Origin of the sequence: Janibacter limosus NBRC 16128, from assembly GCF_001570985.1 — a bacterium.
Taxonomy (GTDB): Bacteria; Actinomycetota; Actinomycetes; order Actinomycetales; family Dermatophilaceae; genus Janibacter; species Janibacter limosus.
The window spans coordinates 1-16,861 of the sequence record NZ_BCSS01000044.1; the positions used below are offsets into that span (position 1 = coordinate 1).

A 16,861-nucleotide genomic window follows, 5' to 3' on the forward strand; every position below is an offset into this window, starting at 1 on the left:
CGACGGTCGACTCGTGGCGGGGGACGGCGGACGAGGGGCGCATCGACGCCCTCGTCCGGCACTGCGCCACCACGGCACTGACCCGTCTGGGGAGCGACGGTCTCCCCCTCCCTTCGCCCGACTACTGGGAACTCGACGAGCGCCAGCTGACGCTCGGCACGGCAGCACCCCTGCTCGCGGGTCTCGAGCACGCGGTGACGCTGACCACCGGTGATCTGCGCGAACGCTGCGCTGCCGCCGCCCAGCGGCTGGACCACCAGATCCACGCGACCTTTGGCCAGCGGGGCTGGCCGCGCCGCATCGGCGGCGGGGCCAGTGACACGGCGATCGCGTGGCTGCTGCCTCCGTATCGGACCGCGCCTCCCCGTGAGACCGAGATCCGCGCGGCCCTCGACGTGGCGGCCCAGCAGATGTCGCGGCCCAACGGCGGCTACGCGCCCGGCGGCGACTGGCGCGAGGACGGCGTCGCCTGGACCCCCGAGACCGCGGTGCTCGCCGGGGCGTGGGCGACCGCCCACGCGACCCGCGACCGGGCGGTCGAGACGCTCGCCTGGCTGGGGGATCACCGCACCGAGGCCGGGTCGCTGCCCGAAAAGGTGCGCGACGACGGCTCGCCCGCCGGTCCCGCGCCGCTGGCGTGGACCGCAGCGGTCCTCCTCACGGCAGTCGCCGATCTGGGAGGGTGAAGGGATCACCCCACCCTTGGAGGACCCAGTGAGCGAGCGCCCCACGTACCTCGGACCGACCCACGAGCAGGTCACCTACGTCACGACCCAGCAGATCCCGACCGCCGTGCGGATGGCGCAAGAGGTCCTGCCGGGCGACATGGGTGGGATCTTCGACGAGACCTTCAGGACCCTCGTCCCCGCACTGCAGGCCCAGGGCATCGAGATCGCCGGGCCGGCCTTCGCCCTGCACCACAAGATGCCGGGAGCGACGATGACCTTCGAGCTCGGCTTCCCCCTGGCCACTCCGCTGGACGGCGAGCTCGAGGCGGGCGGCATCACCTTCTACCCATCGAGCATGCCGGCGACGCACGTCGCGACGGTCTCCCACGTCGGGAGCTACGACGGTCTGGGGCGGGCCTGGAGCGGCCTCATGCAGCAGGTCGCCGCTGACGGTCATCAGACGGCGCTGCCCTTCTGGGAGGTCTACGTCAGCCAGCCCACGCCCGACGGTGACCCGAGCGCGCTGCGGACCGACCTGGTCCTGCCCTACGAGGGCTGAGGACCGCCCTCGATCAGCTGCGGCGGTCGGACAGCGCGTACGACGCGGCTGCCGACAGGGCGGCAACGCCGAGGACGGCCGGCCAGGCGCCGACCTTCTTGGCCAAGGGGTGCGAGGCACCGAAGCCACCGAGGTAGATGACCGACAGCGCCGCGGTCGTCGCCGGGTCGGTCCTGGCCAACCAGGTGCGGCCGGCGAGCAGGCCCGCTCCACCGAGGACGACGCCACCGAGCGGGCGGATGCCGGTCTCCCGGGCGACGAGGTAGCCACCGACGAGACCGAGGGCGGTGACGGGAGCGGTCTGGACGAGGCGGGCATCACGAAGCGTCATACGGACAAGGCTACGACCGGATCGAAGGGGGATGGGATGCTGCCCTGAGAACCGCACCCGACCCTGGAGCCAGCATGAGCAACGAGAAAATCGTCGTCGTCGACGGAGCCCGCACCCCGATCGGCAGCTTCGGCGGGATGTTCAAGGACGTACCGGGCTACGAGCTCGGCGCCACCGCGAGCCGCGAGGCGCTGCGCCGCGCGGGAGTTGCGGGCGAGGACATCTCCGAGGTCGTCATGGGCTGCATCGGCCAGGTCGGGCCGGACGCCTACAACGCGCGCCGCGTCGCCGTCACCGCCGGCCTGCCGACCAATGTCCCGGCCTACACCGTCAACCGCCTGTGCGGCTCCGGCCTGCAGGCCATCTGGTCCGCCGCGATGGAGATGCGGTGGAACGACCTCGACTTCACCCTCGCCGGTGGCGACGAGTCGATGACCCGGATGCCCTTCTACGACTTCGGTGCCCGCAACGGCTACAAGCTCGGCAACCGCCAGCTGCAGGACGGCACCGTCCTGATGCTCACCGACCCCTTCCACGACATCCACATGGGCGTCACCGCGGAAAATGTCGCGAAGAAGTACGGCGTCTCCCGCGAGGAGCAGGACGAGTTCGCGCTCGAGTCGCAGCGCCGTGCGGCGACCCCGGAGGCGCAGGCCGCCTTCGCCGAGGAGATCACCGCGGTCGAGGTCGGGGGCCGCAAGCCCTTCACCGCCGACAAGGACGAGCACCCCAAGCCCGACACCACCCTCGAGACGCTCGCCAAGCTGCGGCCGGCCTTCGCCAAGGACGGGACGGTCACGGCGGGCAACGCCTCCGGCATCAACGACGGCGCCGGCGTCGTCGTCCTCGGCCGTGAGTCAGCCGTCAAGGAGCGCGGCCTCACCGGGCTCGTCAGCCTCGAGGCCGTCACCACGGCCGCGATGGAGCCCGAGCTCATGGGCTATGCCCCGACGCACGCGCTCAACGCGCTCTTCGCCAAGACCGGCCTGTCGCCCAAGGACATCGGCGTCATCGAGCTCAACGAGGCCTTCGCCTCCCAGGCCGTCGCCGTCATCCGCGACACGGGACTCGACCCGGCACAGGTCAACCCCTACGGCGGCGCCATCGCGCTCGGTCACCCCGTGGGCGCGACCGGCGGCATCCTCACCATCCGCGCGGCCAAGCACATGGTCCGCAACGACCTCGAGTACGGCATCGTCACCATGTGCATCGGTGGCGGCCAGGCCCTCGCGGCGCTCCTCCGGAGGGTCTGATGGGTGCCGTCGAGCTCACCGTCGCGGACGGCGTCGGGCACATCCAGCTCAACCGTCCCGAGGCGTCCAACACCGTCGACATGGCTCTGGCGACCGGCCTGCGTGAAGCCGTGGCCGCGGCCGCGGAGGACGACGCCGTGCGCGCGGTCCTGCTCACCGGGTCCGGCAAGCGCTTTTGCAGCGGCGGCGACATCCGCAGCTTCGTCGGCGAGGAGGACCCCACCTATCTGCAGCGACTCGCCGAGGAGGCCGGGGCCGCGGTCATGGCGCTGGAGGACATCGCCAAGCCGGTCATCACCGCGGTGCAGGGCGCCGTCGCCGGCGGCGGCCTGGGGATCATGCTGGGCGGTGACCTGATCGTCGCGCAGGAAGGCACGAAGTTCGTCTTCGCCTACCCCGCCATCGGGCTCACCCCGGACTGCGGCGTCTCGTACCTGCTGCCCCGGGCGATCGGGCAGCAGCGGGCGCTCGCCTTCGCCCTGTCGGGTCGAGCGATGTCCGCGCAGGACGCGCTGGCGCAGGGCCTGGTCGCCGAGGTGGTCGAGGACGCCCAGGCTCGCGCCCGCGAGCTGGCGGCCGCCCTGGCGAAGGGAGCGGCCGGCGCCTTCGGTGACAGCCGCCGCCTGCTGCGCGCCTCGTGGACCCGGGATCGGGCCACGTCGGCCGCGGACGAGGCCGCGACGCTGAGCAGCCGGGGCCAGGGCGAAGAGGCCAGGGCGCTCTTCAAGGCCTTCCTCAAGCACTGAACGGGAGGGTCCACCGGCGGCCGGTGGACCACCCGGCCGACCGTGCCAGCATGTTACCTGCGGGTACGACGTGCACGTCCGATGCGACGCCACGACCAGAGCCCGGAAACACAGGGGATCTCGCCCGATGCGTCACGCAAGTGCACGTCGTACCCGCAAGTAACTGAGGTCGGTGGCCAAGTTTCAGCTCAGGCCGAGGCGACCGGGGGCGGCGCAGGGAGATGTCGGCGCAGGCCTCGCAGGTCTCCTCGGGGATGACGCCCAGGCGCATGAGGTGACCGAAGGCGAAGCACCCGGCGCAGAAGCCAAGAGCTGCCTCGAGCGTGGCGAAGAGCGTGAGCACGCCAAGGACAATGCCCGCGGCGAGGTGGAGGTCGAACCCGAGGGCGAGGACCGCGGCGGTCGTGGACATCATCAGGCCGACCCCTTGGGCAAAACGCTTGGGCGGGCCGGGGAACGACTCGGGCGGTCGTAGGCTCGGTGACATGGATGGCGGCACCCGAGCGGCACAAGCCCTGACCGACAGCGGCATCAAACACGCGATCACCCGGCATGGTCGGGTCGGCTCCCTCAAGGAGGCCGCAGCCGCCCGCGGAGTCGAGCCGGCCGACATCATCAAGACACTCGTGGTGCGAAGGGGGGAGGACGACCACCTCTTCGTCTTGGTGCCCGGTGACCGCCAGATCTCCTGGCCGAAGCTGCGCGCACTGCTGTCCGTCAACCGGATCTCGTTGCCGGACAAGGACATCGCCCGCGAGGTGACCGGCTACGAGCGGGGGACGATCACCCCCTTCGGCTCATTGCAGCCGTTGCCGGTCATCGCCGACGAGACCATCACCGGCCGGACCATCTCGATCGGGGCCGGCGAGCACGGGGTCGCCGCCACCCTCGACGCCGACGCGATGCTCACTCACCTCGGCGCGCAGGTCGCCGACGTCACCGATCCGGCCTGACCCTTCGAGACGGCGCTGGCGCGCCTCCTCAGGGGGCGGTGGGGTCGTCCGCCGCGACCTCCTCAGGGAGCCTCAGCAGCGGCCAACGGGACCAGGAGGCGAAGCTCAGCGGGGGGCCATGCGCAGAGCGCCGTCCATCCGGATGACCTCGCCGTTGAGGTAGTCGTGCTCGATGATCATCTCGGCGAGCTTGGCGTACTCCTCAGGGCGAGCAAGGCGCTGCGGGAACGGAACTCCCTTGGCCAGGCCCTCGCGGAACTCCTCGGAGACGGTCGCGAGCATCGGGGTCTCGACGATGCCGGGGGCAATCGTCAGGACGCGGATGCCGTGCTGGGCCAGGTCGCGGGCGGCGGGCAGGGTGAGGCCGACGATGCCCCCCTTGCTCGAGGAGTAGGCGGCCTGACCGATCTGACCGTCGTAGGCCGCGATGGAGGCCGTGTTGATGATGACGCCGCGAGCGCCGTGCTCAAGTGCCTCGGTCTGCGAGATCTTTTCCGCAGCCAGGGTCAGCACGTTGAAGGAGCCGATGAGGTTGATCTGGACGATCTTGGCGTAGAGGGCCAGGTCGTGCGGGCCCTTCTTGCCGAGGATGCGCATCGACGGGCCGATGCCCGCGCAGTTGACGACGGTGCGCAACGGCACGCCTGCTCCGGCGGCGGTGTCCACCGCGGCCTGGACCTGCTCGGGGTCGGTGACGTCGACCGCGACGTACTCGACGCCCTCGACCTGCGGAGCGCCCTCGATGCCCGCGGGCAGGTCGAAGGCGAAGACCTTCGCGCCCTGGGCAGCCAGCGCGGCGGCGGTGGCGGCGCCGAGGCCGGAGGCCCCGCCGGTGACGATGGCTGCGGTGTCCTTGATCTGCATGCTTCTCCTCCAGGGGATGCTCTGGTCGACTCGGGGCGAGCCTAGCGATGCGCTCGTGTGGGTCTGCCCACACCTCGACGACGAAGGGCGGACATCGTCTCGGGATCGCGGTGTCGCCGGTTAGCGTGCCTCCATGGAGCAGCCCAGATCGGAGTCGCACGCGCCCTCACCCGGCGCCTTCCCCGCACTCGCCCGCAACCCGCGCGAGGTCCTGCTCTTCGGCCTCACCCCTCCCCGCGTCGAGACGACGCCCGAGCGCATCGCGGAGATCGCCGAGCTCACCCTTGCCCGGGTCGAGGCACTGCCCGTGGACGCCCTCGTGCTCTACGACATCACCGACGAGGTCGACCGCACCGACCGGCCGCGCCCCTTCCCCTTCGCCGCGATGCTCGACCCCGGCGACTACCTGTGCCAGCAGCTGGCCAGCTGGGACCGCCCGGCGGTCATCTACCGCGCGGTCGGCAAGTACGGGCAGGACGAGCTGAGCGCGTGGATGGCGGCCGCCCCTGACAATGTGCTCACCGTCTTCGTCGGCTCCTCCAGCAGCGACGAGCAGGTCCGTACGACCCTCACCCGCGCCCTGGAGCTGCACCGTGAGGTCCGTCCGAGCCTGCCGCTGGGCAGCGTGACGATCCCCGAGCGGCACGCGATCCGCGGCGACGAGCACGAGCGGCTGCTGACCAAGCAGCGCGCCGGGTCGAGCTTCTTCGTCAGCCAGATCGTCTACGACATCACCTCAGCCAAGAACCTCGCCTCCGACTACCGCTACGCCGTCGCCGCGGACGACCTCGACCCGGCGCCGCTGATCTTCACCCTCTCGCTGTGCGGCTCGGACAAGACGCTGTCCTTCCTCGAGTGGCTCGGCGTCGAGGTGCCCGGCTGGGTGCGCAACGAGATCGTCCATGCCGAGGACCCCCTGCAGTGGTCAAAGGTCCACGCGCTCAACGCCGCCCGCGAGCTGTCGAGCTTTTGCCGCTACCTCGGCATCCCCTTCGGCTTCAACATCGAGTCCGTCTCCAGCCGCAAGGTCGAGATCGACGCCGCGGTCGAGCTGACCCACCAGGTCGCGGAGATCCTCGAGCGGGACTGAGCCGCACGGCGACCGCGAGAGCGAGGACTAGCCTCGATCACATGCACGCCGAACGCCTCACCGATGCCGTCGCACACCACGCCGAGGGGCCGTGCTGGTGGCCGGGCTGGGACGGCCTGCGCTGGGTCGACATGCTCGCCGGTGACGTGCTCGCCCTCTCCTCGGACGGCACGATCACCCGCACCCATGTCGGCGATGTCGCCGCGATGATCCGGCCCCGGGCCGGCGGTGGCGCCGTCATCGCCGTCGAGCGCGGCCTGGCCTTCGCCGACGAGGACTGGCGGGTGGACCCCCTTCGGCCCATGTGGAGCACGGACTCGGTCCGGATGAACGAGGGCGGGGTCGCACCCGACGGCAGCCTCTACGTCGGCTCGATGGCCTACGACCACACGGAGGGAGCCGCGAGCCTCTACCGCGTCGGCGCCGACCTGACCGCCGCGACCGCGCTGGCGTCAGTGACGATCTCCAACGGCATCGACTGGTCGCCCGACGGGAAGCTCGCGTACTACGACGACACCCCGACCGGCCGGATCACCGCCTTCGACTGGTCGCCGGCGGAGGGGCTGAGCCACGGACGGGTCTTCGCGGAGGTCGACGGCCACCCCGACGGCCTGACTGTGGATGCCGAAGGGGGCGTGTGGACCGCCCTCTTCGGCGGCAGCCGGGTCGAGCGCCGCTCCCCCGACGGCACGCTCGACGCGGTGATCGAGGTCGGCGCCCGCCAGGTGACGGCCTGCACCTTCGGCGGGGAGGACCTCGACGAGCTCTACATCACGACCTCCCGCGAGAGGCTCGCCGACGGTGAGGACCCTGCTGCCGGATCGCTCTTCGTCGCCCGACCGGGCGTGCGGGGGAAGGCCGTGACCCCCTTCGGCGGGTGAAGGAATGGATCCGGAGCACCGTTGGTTGATATAGTTGAACTATCAACCAATCAGGAGGCGGCAATGCAGTTCGGACTCTTCAGCGTCGGCGACGTGACGATGGACCCCACGACCGGCCGCACGCCGAGCGAGGGCGAGCGCATCCACGCGATGACACAGATCGCGCTCAAGGCCGAGGAGGTCGGGCTCGACGTCTTCGCCACGGGTGAGCACCACAACCCGCCCTTCGTGCCCTCCGCGCCGACGACGCACCTCGCGTACATCGCCGCCAAGACCGAGCACCTCACGCTCTCCACCGCGACGACCCTCATCACGACGACCGACCCGGTGCGCATCGCGGAGGACTACGCCTTCCTGCAGCACCTCTCGGGTGGTCGTGTCGACCTGATGATGGGCCGCGGCAACACCGGCCCCGTCTACCCGTGGTTCGGCAAGGACATCCGCCAGGGCGTCCCGCTGGCGATCGAGAACTACCACCTGCTGCGTCGCCTCTGGCGCGAGGAGGGCGTCAACTGGAAGGGCCAGTTCCGCACGCCCCTGCAGGGCTTCACCTCGACCCCACGACCGCTGGACGGCGTCGCCCCCTTCGTCTGGCACGGCTCGATCCGCTCCACCGAGATCGCCGAGCAGGCCGCGTACTACGGCGACGGGTTCTTCCACAACAACATCTTCTGGAACATCGAGCACACCGCCCAGATGGTGGGGCTGTACCGCCAGCGCTTCGAGCACTACGGCCACGGCGACGCCAGCCAGGCGATCGTCGGGCTCGGTGGGCAGGCCTTCATGGCGCAGACCGAGGCCGAGGCCAAGCGGGTCTTCCGCCCCTACTTCGACAACGCGCCGGTCTACGGTCACGGCCCCTCGATGGAGGACTTCACCCGGCAGACCCCGCTGACCGTCGGCACCCCCGAGATGGTCATCGAGCGCACGCTGTCCTTCGCCGACCACGTCGGTGACTACCAGCGCCAGCTCTTCCTCATGGACCACGCCGGGCTGCCCCTGGAGATGGCCCTGGAGCAGGTCGAGATCCTCGGCCGCGAGGTCGTGCCGGTCCTGCGCAAGGAGTTCGAGGCGCGCCGCCCCGAGGGTGTCCCGAGCGAGCCCCCGACGCACAGCTCGCTGGTGGCGCAGGGCGAAGGGAGCCCCCACCGTAGGGTCGTGACGAGTCCTGTCGCGATCGCCGCGCAGGAGCAGAAGCAGAAGGAGATGGCCGCCCAGTGACCCGGAGCGTCGTCGTCATCAGCGCTGGGCTGTCCCAGCCGTCGAGCACCCGGCTGCTCGCCGACCAGCTCGCCGCCGCCACCCGGTCCGCCGTCGGCGGGCGCGGGGAGTCGGTGGACATCGAGTTCGTCGAGCTGCGTGAGCTGGCCGTCGAGATGGCCGAGTCGATGGTCTCCGGCGGTCGGCCGACGCCGGCCTTGGGCGCCGCCCAGCGGCAGGTCGCCGCCGCCGACGGGATCATCACCGTCACGCCCGTCTTCACCGCGAGCTACTCGGGCCTCTTCAAGACATTCGTCGACCTGCTCGACAAGGACTCGCTGACCGGAAAGCCGGTGCTCATCGCGGCGACGGCGGGCACGCCCCGGCACAGCCTCGTGCTCGAGCACGCCATGCGCCCGCTCTTTGCCTACCTGCGCGCGATCGTCGTGCCGACCGCCGTCTTCGCGGCGACCGAGGACTTCGGTGGCGAGGCCGACCTCGACGCCCGGGTGCACCGGGCGGCTGGTGAGCTCGCCGGCCTCGTCGTCGCCGAGCGCACCGGGGTCGCGGGCTTCGCCCAGGGTGACGAGGAGGCCGGGCCGCTCGGCCCCGTCACCGACTTCAGCGAGCTGCTGCGCGGGCACGACGGGGGCTGACCGACGACGCGGGCCGCGGGCCGGGCCCGGTCAGGCCGCGACGGCGGCCGGCTCGGGGGCCCGCTTGTCCAGACGCGTGGCGATCATCGCGCCGATGAGCAGCTGGAACTGGTGGTAGAGCATCAGCGGCAGGACGATCAGGCCGACCGGCTGGTCGGCGAAGAGGACCGTCGCCATCGGCAATCCCGTCGCGAGCGACTTCGTCGACCCGCAGAAGAGGATGGTCACGCTGTCCTCGCGGGAGAAGCCGGACCGCTGGGAGATCGCCCAGGTCAGACCGAAGACGATGCCGAGCAGCAGCAGGCAGACGAGCGCGAGCACCAGCAGGCGCCCGACGGACAGGCTGGACCAGATGCCCTCGTTCATCCCCTTGCTGAAGGCGACATAGACGACGAGCAGGATCGAGCCGCGGTCGACGACCTTGAGCGGCTTGCCGTGCTCCTTGACCCAGCGCCCGATCCAGCGGCGCAGCACCTGCCCGGCGAGGAAGGGCAGCAGCAGCATCACGAAGATCTCGCCGACGGCCGAGCCGTTGAACCCGCCACCCTGCGTGCTCATGAGCACACCGACGAGCACCGGGGTGATGAAGATGCCGAGCAGGCTGGAGGCACTCGCTGCCACCACCGCGGCCGGGATGTTGCCGCGCGCGACGGACACGAGGGCGATCGCCGACTGCACCGTCGAGGGGAGCACGCACAGGTACAGCACCCCGAGGTAGAGGGGCTGCCCGAGCAGGGCCGGGACGAACCCCTTGAAGGCGAGACCCAGCAGCGGGAAGGCGACGAAGGTCGTGGCGAGGATGAACCCCTGCAGCCGCCAGTGCCGCACCCCGTGGAGGATCTCGCTGCTCGACAGCCGTGCGCCGTAGAGGAAGAAGAGCAGCCCGATGGCGACCTTGGACGCCCAGCTGAAGAAGGTGAGGGCGGCGCCGTGCGAGGGCAGCACGGCCGCGATCGCCACCGTCGTGAGGATCATCAGCAGGAAGGGGTCGATGCGGCTGGACGCCAGGAGCCGGGAGAGCATGATCTCGACGGTAGCCTCGGAGCGCCGTCCGCGAAACATGATCACCGCGTTAAATGCCATCACGGATCTTGATAACCTCGGCAGATGTTCGACCCGACCCACCTGCGCAGCTTCCTCGCCGTCGAGAGCACCCGCAGCTTCACCGCCGCCGGCCGTCGGCTCGGGCTGCGCCAGTCGACGGTCAGCGGGCACGTCGCCAAGCTCGAGGCGGCTGCCGGACGGCGCCTGCTGCTGCGCGACACCCACTCCGTGGAGCTGACCGCCGACGGCGCCGCGATGCTCGGCTTCGCCCGCGAGATCCTCGAGCGCGAGGAGGCGGCGCAGCGGTACTTCTCCGAGTCGACCCTGCGCGGTCGAGTGCGCTTCGGCGCCTCCGAGGACCTCGTCCTGCACGAGCTGCCCGCCGTGCTCGCGGAGTTCCGCCGCGACCACCCGCGCGTCGACCTGGAGCTGACCGTCGCGCTCAGCGAGGACCTCAACCAGCTGCTCGCCGACGGGCATCTGGACATCGCCTTCGGCAAGCAGCGCCCCGGGGTCGGCGACCGGGACCCACGGGTCGTCTTCAGCGACGAGCTCGTCCTGCACTCCGCGCCCGGCTTCGCCCTCGACCCCGGGGAGCCGATCCCCTTCGTCACCTACCCGGAGCCGGCGCTCACCCGCGCCATCGCCCTCGACCTCTTCCGCAGGTCCGGCGTGCCCTACCGGATCACCTGCACGAGCGACAGCCTCAACGGGCTGCGAGCCGCAGTCCTGGCCGGCATGGGCGTCATCCTCCACGCGGCAGGCATGCCCCCCGAGGGGCTCGTCCCCTTCGAGGACCCGCGACTCCCGTCCCCCGGCCCGATCGACGTCGTCCTCACCGCCCGCCGCTCGGTGCTGAGCGCCCCCGAGGAGGCACTCGTACGAGCCATCCGGGCCAACGCCGACCGACTCACCCCGGGACGCCGGACCCGCTGAGGGTCACCCCCGACGCAGCCGCCGACCCACGGAGCCGGGTAGCCCGGCGACCGCCGCGACACCGAGTGCCGTCTTGGGCTCGTAGCCCACCCGCCACAGACCACCGTGGGCAGCGGCATCGCTGAAGAGCTCCTCGGGGTGCGCCCGCTGCGGCGTCTCGCGCACGAGATCACGCACGAGGAGCGCGGCCATGAGCGGCCGCACCGTCTCGGCGGCGAAGACCTCCACGCCGAAATGGTGCGCGCCGCCGTATGCCGCGCCGAGCACGGGGTTCTTCGTGACGGAGCGGGTCCACGTCGCCGGGGCGACGTTGAAGGAGACCCGCTGGCCGCTCCCTTCGGCCGCGACGCCGCGCCAGCGCTGCAGCCGCTTGGCGATCGCATAGTTGGGTCCCTGCTGGGGCACCAGCACATCGGCGATGCCGAGCTGCCCCTGGCGGGTGCCGCGGTAGGCGGGCGCGAAGAGACGACCGCGACCCATGGCACGCAACGGCGCCTGCGTCCCCCTGAGCGCCAGGCCGCGCCCCGCCCAACGACGCCGCGACTCCGCGACGACATCCGGCGGGACGACGAAGGCATCGGTCGGCGTCGCCAGCCAAGCCAGCGCCGTCTGCGGGTCGTCATCGGTCAGGGCATCCATCAGCAGGTCGACCGCGGCGCTCACCCGCACGTGCACCCCGGAGTCGGCGTAGGCGTGCATGCCGACCGCGAGCGGGTCCTCGCCCCGCACCCGGCGGACCCACTCGAGGACCTGACCGGGCTGGTGGATGACGTCCGCGCCGGAGTCACCGGAGGCGTCGACCGGGAAGGTGAGCGTCCCGGCACCCCGCGTGGCCAGACCCTTCTTGTACCGCCAGGCCCGGCTGCGGGGCAGATCGATCGCGAGCACGTCGGCGCCCCAGGACAGCAGCGTCTCCAGCGGGCCCATCTCCGCGCCGGCCCCGATGAGCAGCGCGCGGTGACCGGGCAGGGAGAGCCACTCCGGGTGGTCGATGACCTCGCTGACCGCCTCGGCGAAGGACGGCTCGACGATCCCCGCGTCGACCCAGGCCGCGAGCTGTCCGCGCAGCTCCTCGCCCTCGATCTCGCGGCCGCCGACGGGGACGCGCAGCCGGGTGACCGGCTCGGCGGTGCCCTGCACGCTCTCGGTGCCGAAGGGGGCCGCACCGGTCGGCATCGTCAGCTCGGCAGCCTCGATCGGCACCTCGCTGCCTGCGTCGTCGACCATGACCATCCGGCGGCGCATCGAGGCGAGCCCGTCGGTCGCGATCCTCGCCGCCCGGTCGGCGGACCCGGCGCTGGCTGCCGTCACGTCGTGGACGTGGTCGACATAGTCCTTGCGCCAGTCGTGGGTGTCGTCGATGCGCTGGGCCAGCTCGGGGTCCACCCCGCGGACCGAGTCCGCGAGGACCCCCTTGGTCGTCGTGGTCGTCGACCGCTTGCCCTGGTCGTCGGCCGGGAAGTGCACGCCCGCGGAGGTCTCGTCGCTCATGCCCTCATTCTGTGGTCACCGTCACAGGTACATCAAATGCCGTCCACCAGTGCGCGGACGACGCTCGCCGCGTCGGTCTCCGCCGTCAGACGGTCGACACCGACCCCGGCGTAGAGGGGGGTGTAATCGGTGTCTCCGCGCTCGCGGCCCGCGGCGTGCTCGCCCTTGGCATCAGCGGTCATCGCGTCCTCGTCGCCGGTCCACTGCCGCACGAAGGGGGTCGCGACGGCGCGCCCGCCGAACTCCCGGGGCCAGGCGAGGTCCTGAGCGACGTCGTGGACCCGCGAGTACCGGGTGTCATCGGCCGCGATGAGCGCGGCCCGGGCCTGCGGGGTGTTGTCGGCCTCGACGCAAGTGAGGAAGGGGGTCCCGCACCACACGCCGGCCGCGCCCTGGCCGAGTGCGCGGGCCACGTCGTCAGCCGTCGAGACACCGCCAGCCACGAGGACCGGCCGGTCGGCGGTGGACAGCGCGAGGTCGAGCATCGCCTCGGTGCCCAGCTCGTCACGGCCGTGTCCGCCCCCTTCGCCACCGCGGGCGACGACGAGGTCCGCTCCGGCCGCGAGGGCCAGCTCCAGATCGGCGGCGTTGCCCACCTGGCAGGCGGTGCGCAGGCCCGCCTCGCGCAGCCGGGTCACCGGCTCGGTGAGATCGCCGAAGGAGACCGACACAAGGGTCGGGCGCTGCTCGCCCGCGAGCGCGACGATCGCGTCGAGCTGGGTGGACAGCTGCGGCACCCAGGCCATCAGAGCGATGCCGAAGGGAGTCCCGCCCACCCCGGCGAGCGCCGCCTGCTCCGCGATCCACTCGGGTGACGCACTCCCGCGAGCACCGATCATGCCCAGGCCACCTGCTGCGGAGACGGCGTGCGCGAGGCGGCCGCCGGCGACGCCGGCCATGGGGGCGCAGACGATCGGGTGACGGATCCCGAGCAGGTCAGTGAGAGCAGTCATGTCCTCATCATGCTCCCGCTCAGCCCGCGTCCGTAGACTCCGTAGCCATGATCCGCCGTGCCACGCCTGCCATCGCTGCTGCTGCCCTCCTCGCCCTCGCCGGGTGCGGGACGGACACCGGCACCACCGACGGCCAGGCCTCCTCCGCCTCTGCCCCGACGACCACGACCATCAGTGGCAAGACCGAGTGCCCCCCGGAGGACGGCGCCACGGTGCGCGCGACGACCTTCGAGCAGGCTCCGCCGATGTGCATCGACGTCAAGAAGACGTACACCGCGACCCTGGCCACCGACGAGGGCGACATCGAGGTCGCCCTCGACGCCGACAAGGCACCGAAGACCGTCAACAACTTCGTCGTCCTCGCCCGCTACAAGTACTACGACGGGCTGAACTTCCACCGCGTCATCCAGGACTTCATGGCCCAGGGCGGCGACCCGGCCGGCGACGGCAGCGGGGGGCCCGGCTACACCTTCGAGGACGAGCTGCCCAAGCAGGGCGACTACGAGGTCGGCTCCCTGGCCATGGCCAACCGCGGCCCGGACACCAACGGGTCGCAGTTCTTCATCGTCACCGGCGACAACGGAGTCTCGCTCCCACCGCTGTACAGCCTCTTCGGCAAGGTCACCAAGGGCATGGAGCATGTCACGGCGATCGAGGACGACGGGTCCATGGGCGATGGCCCCCCGAGGGAGATCCACACCATCAAGAGCGTGACGATCACGGAGAAGTAGTCGTGGACGATGTCCTCGTCGAGAGGATCCTGCGCGCGGTCGAGCTGGTGCCTCGCGGGCGGGTCATCTCCTACGGGGACATCGCCGCGCTCGTCGGGACCGGGCCCCGTCAGGTCGGCTGGGTCCTGCGTGAGTACGGCAGCGGGGTCACGTGGTGGCGGGTCGTCAACGCCTCCGGCGACGCGCCGCTGCACAAGCGCTCGGAGGTCTTCGAGCACTGGGCCACGGAGAGCATCACGATCAAGCCCAACGGCCTGGGCTGCCGGATCGCTGAGTACCGGGTCGACCTGGAGGAGCTGGCGCGCGCCCACGCGGCAGCCACTGCCGACCTGGCCTGACCCGCGTCGCACTGGCCTCACGATTATCGGGTGACCCGAGAATCCCCGCCTTCGCAAGAGTCGCAAACCCATGCCAAGGCGAGGCAACTCTTGTTGAGCAGCTCAGGCGCCGGGGCGGCCCTGGTGACGCATCTGCTCGAGCGCGAGCGCGGCGAGCGCACCGATGACGAGGACGGCCGCCGGCAGCAGCAGCGACTCCGCGAAGGCCGAGGAGAGCGACTCGGCGATGGCCGGGGGCAGGGCTGCGGGACCGCCGGCGGCGCTCCCTTCGCCGGACCCGAAGCTCTCGGCCGCCTGGGGGCCGAGGTGCGAGGCGATGCGCGCGGACATGAGCGCGGCGATGGCCGCGGACCCGATGACCGAGCCGACCTGACGAGTCGTGTTGTAGATGCCCGCGCCCGCACCGGCGAGCTGGATCGGCAGGTTGCGGTTGGCCGTCGTGGCGAGCGGACCCCAGATGAAGGCACCGGTGACACCGATGAAGGTCATCGCGATGCACACGGCCACGATCGACGAGTCGGGGGTCATCAGGCGGCTGAGGACGAAGAGGGTCACGGCGAAGCCGGCCAGACCAATGGCCGGCAGGGTCCGCGGGTGAATGCGGTCGACGAGCTGGCCGACAGGACGGGCCAGCGCGATCGAGGCGATCGCCTGGGGCGCCATGAGCAGCGCGGCCTCGGTCGGTGAGTAGCCGCGCACGCTCTGCAGCCACACGAGCAGGGGGAACATCATCGCGGTGACGGACAGCCCCATCGTCGTGATGGCGAGGTTGGACAGGGAGAAGTTGCGGTCGCGGAAGAGTCCGAGCGGCACGAGCGGCTCCTCGGGGCCGCGTGCCTGCCAGGCGATGAAGCCGACAAGGACCAGGAGGCCGACCCCGATGAGGACGGGGATCGTGATGGGCCCGACGATCTGGCCCCAGTCGCGCCCCTCCCCCTCCTGCAGACCGAAGATCACGAGGAAGAGGCCGACCGCGGACAGCACGACGCCGACCCAGTCCATGGCGTGGGCGTGCCGCTCGAGGCTCGGTACGAGGCGCGCCGCCGCGATGAAGCCGATGATGCCGACGGGCACGTTGATGAAGAAGATCCACTCCCAGCCGAGGGAGTCCAGCAGCAGGCCGCCGAGCAGCGGACCGACGAGGAAGGCGACGCCGGCGGTCGCGCCCCACAGCGCCATCGCGGACCCGCGCCGCTGCGGCGGGAAGGTCCGCGTGATGACCGCCATCGTCTGCGGCGTCATCATCGAGGCGCCCAGACCCTGGACGACGCGGGCCCCGATGAGCCAGCCGATGCTCGGGGCGAGACCGCAGGCCAAGGAGGCTGCGGTGAAGATCGCCAGCCCGACGAGGTAGAGCCGCTTGGGACCGTAGCGGTCGCCGAAACGACCGGTGATGAGCAGCGGGACGGCATAGGCGAGCAGATAGGCGCTCGTCACCCACAGGACCGGCTCGATCCCTGCGCCGAAGCCCTCCATCAGGGCCGGCGTCGCGATCGAGACGATCGAGACGTCGACCAGGATCATGAAGAAGCCGATGACCAGCGCCCACAGGGCCGGCCAGGGGTTGTCGGGGAACTCGTCGGCTGCACTCGCCTGCGGGGCGCCCGTCTGGACCGTCATGGGGGTGACGTTACGCCGCCGATCCGACAGCCTGGATCAGTCCTCTGCGGCAGCGAGCTCGGCTGCGAGCTCCACCCACCTCTTGCTGAGGTCGTTCATCTCGGCCATGACCTCGTCCTTGCGTCGAGGGTTGTGACCGAAGAGGACCCCTTCCAGCTCCACCCGTCGCTCCCGCGCCTGGAAGAGCTCGCTCTCACCGAGAGAGGTGATCTGGACAACCTTGCGCCGGGCGTCAATCGGCGAGCGCGTCCGCACGATCAACGACCGGCGTTCGAGCCGTCGCGCGACGTCCACCATCGTCGACGCGTCGAGCGCCGCGGCATGGCCCACCGAGGCCTGGTCCGACCCGTCGTAGGCGTCGAGGACGTCGAGGACGGCGAACTGCGGCCCGGTCAGCTGGGGGCCGATCACCCGGGACCACATGGCCGAGTACGACTGGTAGAGCCTGCGGATGACGAAGCCCGGGGCGTTGCCGAGCTGCTCGGGGGTCTCTGCTCGCCGCACGTCACTGTTGACCTTGCTCACTCATACCCCGTTTCGTCAGTTC

At 71.1% G+C, this 16,861-nt stretch carries 19 protein-coding genes and 1 pseudogene; 12 read left to right on the plus strand and 8 right to left on the minus strand.

The window, feature by feature from the left end; genetic code table 11:
- Together JLI01S_RS17170 and JLI01S_RS13945 are read left to right on the plus strand one after the other, a co-directional pair.
- Positions 1–686, plus strand: a pseudogene (locus JLI01S_RS17170) (glycoside hydrolase family 15 protein); the annotation flags it as partial.
- A 28-nt stretch (positions 687–714) separates the two neighbouring features.
- On the plus strand, positions 715–1,227 hold the full coding sequence (locus JLI01S_RS13945) for a GyrI-like domain-containing protein (RefSeq protein WP_068265673.1): 513 nt from the start codon (positions 715–717) through the stop codon (positions 1,225–1,227).
- Between the two features lie 13 nt (positions 1,228–1,240).
- Here the strand turns inward: JLI01S_RS13945 and JLI01S_RS13950 are convergent, their stop codons facing one another.
- Positions 1,241–1,558, minus strand: coding sequence for a hypothetical protein (locus JLI01S_RS13950; RefSeq protein WP_068265675.1), 318 nt, complete (start codon positions 1,556–1,558; stop codon positions 1,241–1,243).
- 74 nt (positions 1,559–1,632) lie between these two features.
- Between JLI01S_RS13950 and JLI01S_RS13955 the strand changes: the two genes are divergently transcribed.
- Together JLI01S_RS13955 and JLI01S_RS13960 are read left to right on the plus strand one after the other, a co-directional pair.
- The gene (locus tag JLI01S_RS13955; protein WP_068265678.1) at positions 1,633–2,811 is read left to right on the plus strand and encodes a thiolase family protein; all 1,179 of its coding nucleotides are present in this window, start codon (positions 1,633–1,635) and stop codon (positions 2,809–2,811) included.
- Positions 2,811–3,557, plus strand: a complete 747-nt coding sequence (locus JLI01S_RS13960; RefSeq protein ID WP_068265679.1) for an enoyl-CoA hydratase/isomerase family protein — start codon at positions 2,811–2,813, stop codon at positions 3,555–3,557. Before JLI01S_RS13955 ends, JLI01S_RS13960 begins: the two co-directional genes overlap by 1 nt.
- Here the strand turns inward: JLI01S_RS13960 and JLI01S_RS17560 are convergent.
- Positions 3,547–4,089 (minus strand): DUF4395 domain-containing protein, encoded by a 543-nt coding sequence (locus JLI01S_RS17560; protein ID WP_369407383.1) that lies wholly within the window; start codon positions 4,087–4,089, stop codon positions 3,547–3,549. The two genes, JLI01S_RS13960 and JLI01S_RS17560, sit on opposite strands and share 11 nt — an antisense overlap.
- Between JLI01S_RS17560 and JLI01S_RS13970 the strand changes: the two genes are divergently transcribed.
- A complete protein-coding gene (locus JLI01S_RS13970; protein WP_068265681.1) occupies positions 4,043–4,510 on the plus strand; it encodes an aminoacyl-tRNA deacylase in 468 nt (155 codons plus the stop codon). The genes JLI01S_RS17560 and JLI01S_RS13970 overlap by 47 nt on opposite strands.
- A gap of 105 nt (positions 4,511–4,615) precedes the next feature.
- Here the strand turns inward: JLI01S_RS13970 and JLI01S_RS13975 are convergent, their stop codons facing one another.
- Positions 4,616–5,374: an SDR family NAD(P)-dependent oxidoreductase gene (locus tag JLI01S_RS13975; RefSeq protein ID WP_068265683.1), complete on the minus strand. Its 759-nt coding sequence runs from the start codon at positions 5,372–5,374 to the stop codon at positions 4,616–4,618.
- A gap of 133 nt (positions 5,375–5,507) precedes the next feature.
- On the opposite strand from JLI01S_RS13975, the gene JLI01S_RS13980 reads away from it, so the two are divergent.
- The 4 genes from JLI01S_RS13980 (at position 5,508) to JLI01S_RS13995 (ending at position 9,201) form a co-directional block, all read left to right on the plus strand.
- Positions 5,508–6,464 (plus strand): 5,10-methylenetetrahydrofolate reductase, encoded by a 957-nt coding sequence (locus JLI01S_RS13980; RefSeq protein WP_084349451.1) that lies wholly within the window; start codon positions 5,508–5,510, stop codon positions 6,462–6,464.
- A gap of 41 nt (positions 6,465–6,505) precedes the next feature.
- The gene (locus tag JLI01S_RS13985; RefSeq protein ID WP_068265685.1) at positions 6,506–7,345 is read left to right on the plus strand and encodes an SMP-30/gluconolactonase/LRE family protein; all 840 of its coding nucleotides are present in this window, start codon (positions 6,506–6,508) and stop codon (positions 7,343–7,345) included.
- A 63-nt stretch (positions 7,346–7,408) separates the two neighbouring features.
- Positions 7,409–8,566, plus strand: a complete 1,158-nt coding sequence (locus JLI01S_RS13990; protein ID WP_068265687.1) for an LLM class flavin-dependent oxidoreductase — start codon at positions 7,409–7,411, stop codon at positions 8,564–8,566.
- Positions 8,563–9,201 carry an FMN reductase gene (locus JLI01S_RS13995; RefSeq protein ID WP_068265689.1) on the plus strand — a complete coding sequence of 213 codons (639 nt, stop codon included), beginning with the start codon at positions 8,563–8,565 and terminating at the stop codon, positions 9,199–9,201. Before JLI01S_RS13990 ends, JLI01S_RS13995 begins: the two co-directional genes overlap by 4 nt.
- Positions 9,202–9,231: 30 nt before the next feature.
- Here JLI01S_RS13995 and JLI01S_RS14000 read toward each other — a convergent pair whose 3' ends face one another.
- Positions 9,232–10,224 carry a bile acid:sodium symporter family protein gene (locus JLI01S_RS14000; protein WP_068265734.1) on the minus strand — a complete coding sequence of 331 codons (993 nt, stop codon included), beginning with the start codon at positions 10,222–10,224 and terminating at the stop codon, positions 9,232–9,234.
- Positions 10,225–10,308: 84 nt separating this feature from the next.
- Between JLI01S_RS14000 and JLI01S_RS14005 the strand changes: the two genes are divergently transcribed.
- Positions 10,309–11,181, plus strand: a complete 873-nt coding sequence (locus JLI01S_RS14005) for a LysR family transcriptional regulator (RefSeq protein WP_068265691.1) — start codon at positions 10,309–10,311, stop codon at positions 11,179–11,181.
- Positions 11,182–11,184: 3 nt separating this feature from the next.
- Here JLI01S_RS14005 and JLI01S_RS14010 read toward each other — a convergent pair whose 3' ends face one another.
- The gene (locus tag JLI01S_RS14010; RefSeq protein ID WP_068265693.1) at positions 11,185–12,672 is read right to left on the minus strand and encodes a hypothetical protein; all 1,488 of its coding nucleotides are present in this window, start codon (positions 12,670–12,672) and stop codon (positions 11,185–11,187) included.
- A 32-nt stretch (positions 12,673–12,704) separates the two neighbouring features.
- Positions 12,705–13,625 carry an NAD(P)H-dependent flavin oxidoreductase gene (locus tag JLI01S_RS14015; RefSeq protein ID WP_068265695.1) on the minus strand — a complete coding sequence of 307 codons (921 nt, stop codon included), beginning with the start codon at positions 13,623–13,625 and terminating at the stop codon, positions 12,705–12,707.
- Positions 13,626–13,672: 47 nt separating this feature from the next.
- Here JLI01S_RS14015 and JLI01S_RS14020 point away from each other — a divergent pair, with 47 nt between their 5' ends.
- Together JLI01S_RS14020 and JLI01S_RS14025 are read left to right on the plus strand one after the other, a co-directional pair.
- Positions 13,673–14,356, plus strand: coding sequence for a peptidylprolyl isomerase (locus JLI01S_RS14020; RefSeq protein ID WP_068265698.1), 684 nt, complete (start codon positions 13,673–13,675; stop codon positions 14,354–14,356).
- Positions 14,357–14,358: 2 nt separating this feature from the next.
- The gene (locus JLI01S_RS14025) at positions 14,359–14,694 is read left to right on the plus strand and encodes an MGMT family protein (protein WP_068265700.1); all 336 of its coding nucleotides are present in this window, start codon (positions 14,359–14,361) and stop codon (positions 14,692–14,694) included.
- 102 nt (positions 14,695–14,796) lie between these two features.
- On the opposite strand, the gene JLI01S_RS14030 is transcribed toward JLI01S_RS14025, so the two are convergent.
- Complete coding sequence (locus tag JLI01S_RS14030) at positions 14,797–16,314, minus strand: DHA2 family efflux MFS transporter permease subunit (protein ID WP_068265702.1); 1,518 nt, start codon at positions 16,312–16,314, stop codon at positions 14,797–14,799.
- Positions 16,315–16,350: 36 nt separating this feature from the next.
- Positions 16,351–16,839, minus strand: coding sequence for a MarR family winged helix-turn-helix transcriptional regulator (locus JLI01S_RS14035; protein WP_068265704.1), 489 nt, complete (start codon positions 16,837–16,839; stop codon positions 16,351–16,353).
- Positions 16,840–16,861 lie beyond the last annotated feature (22 nt).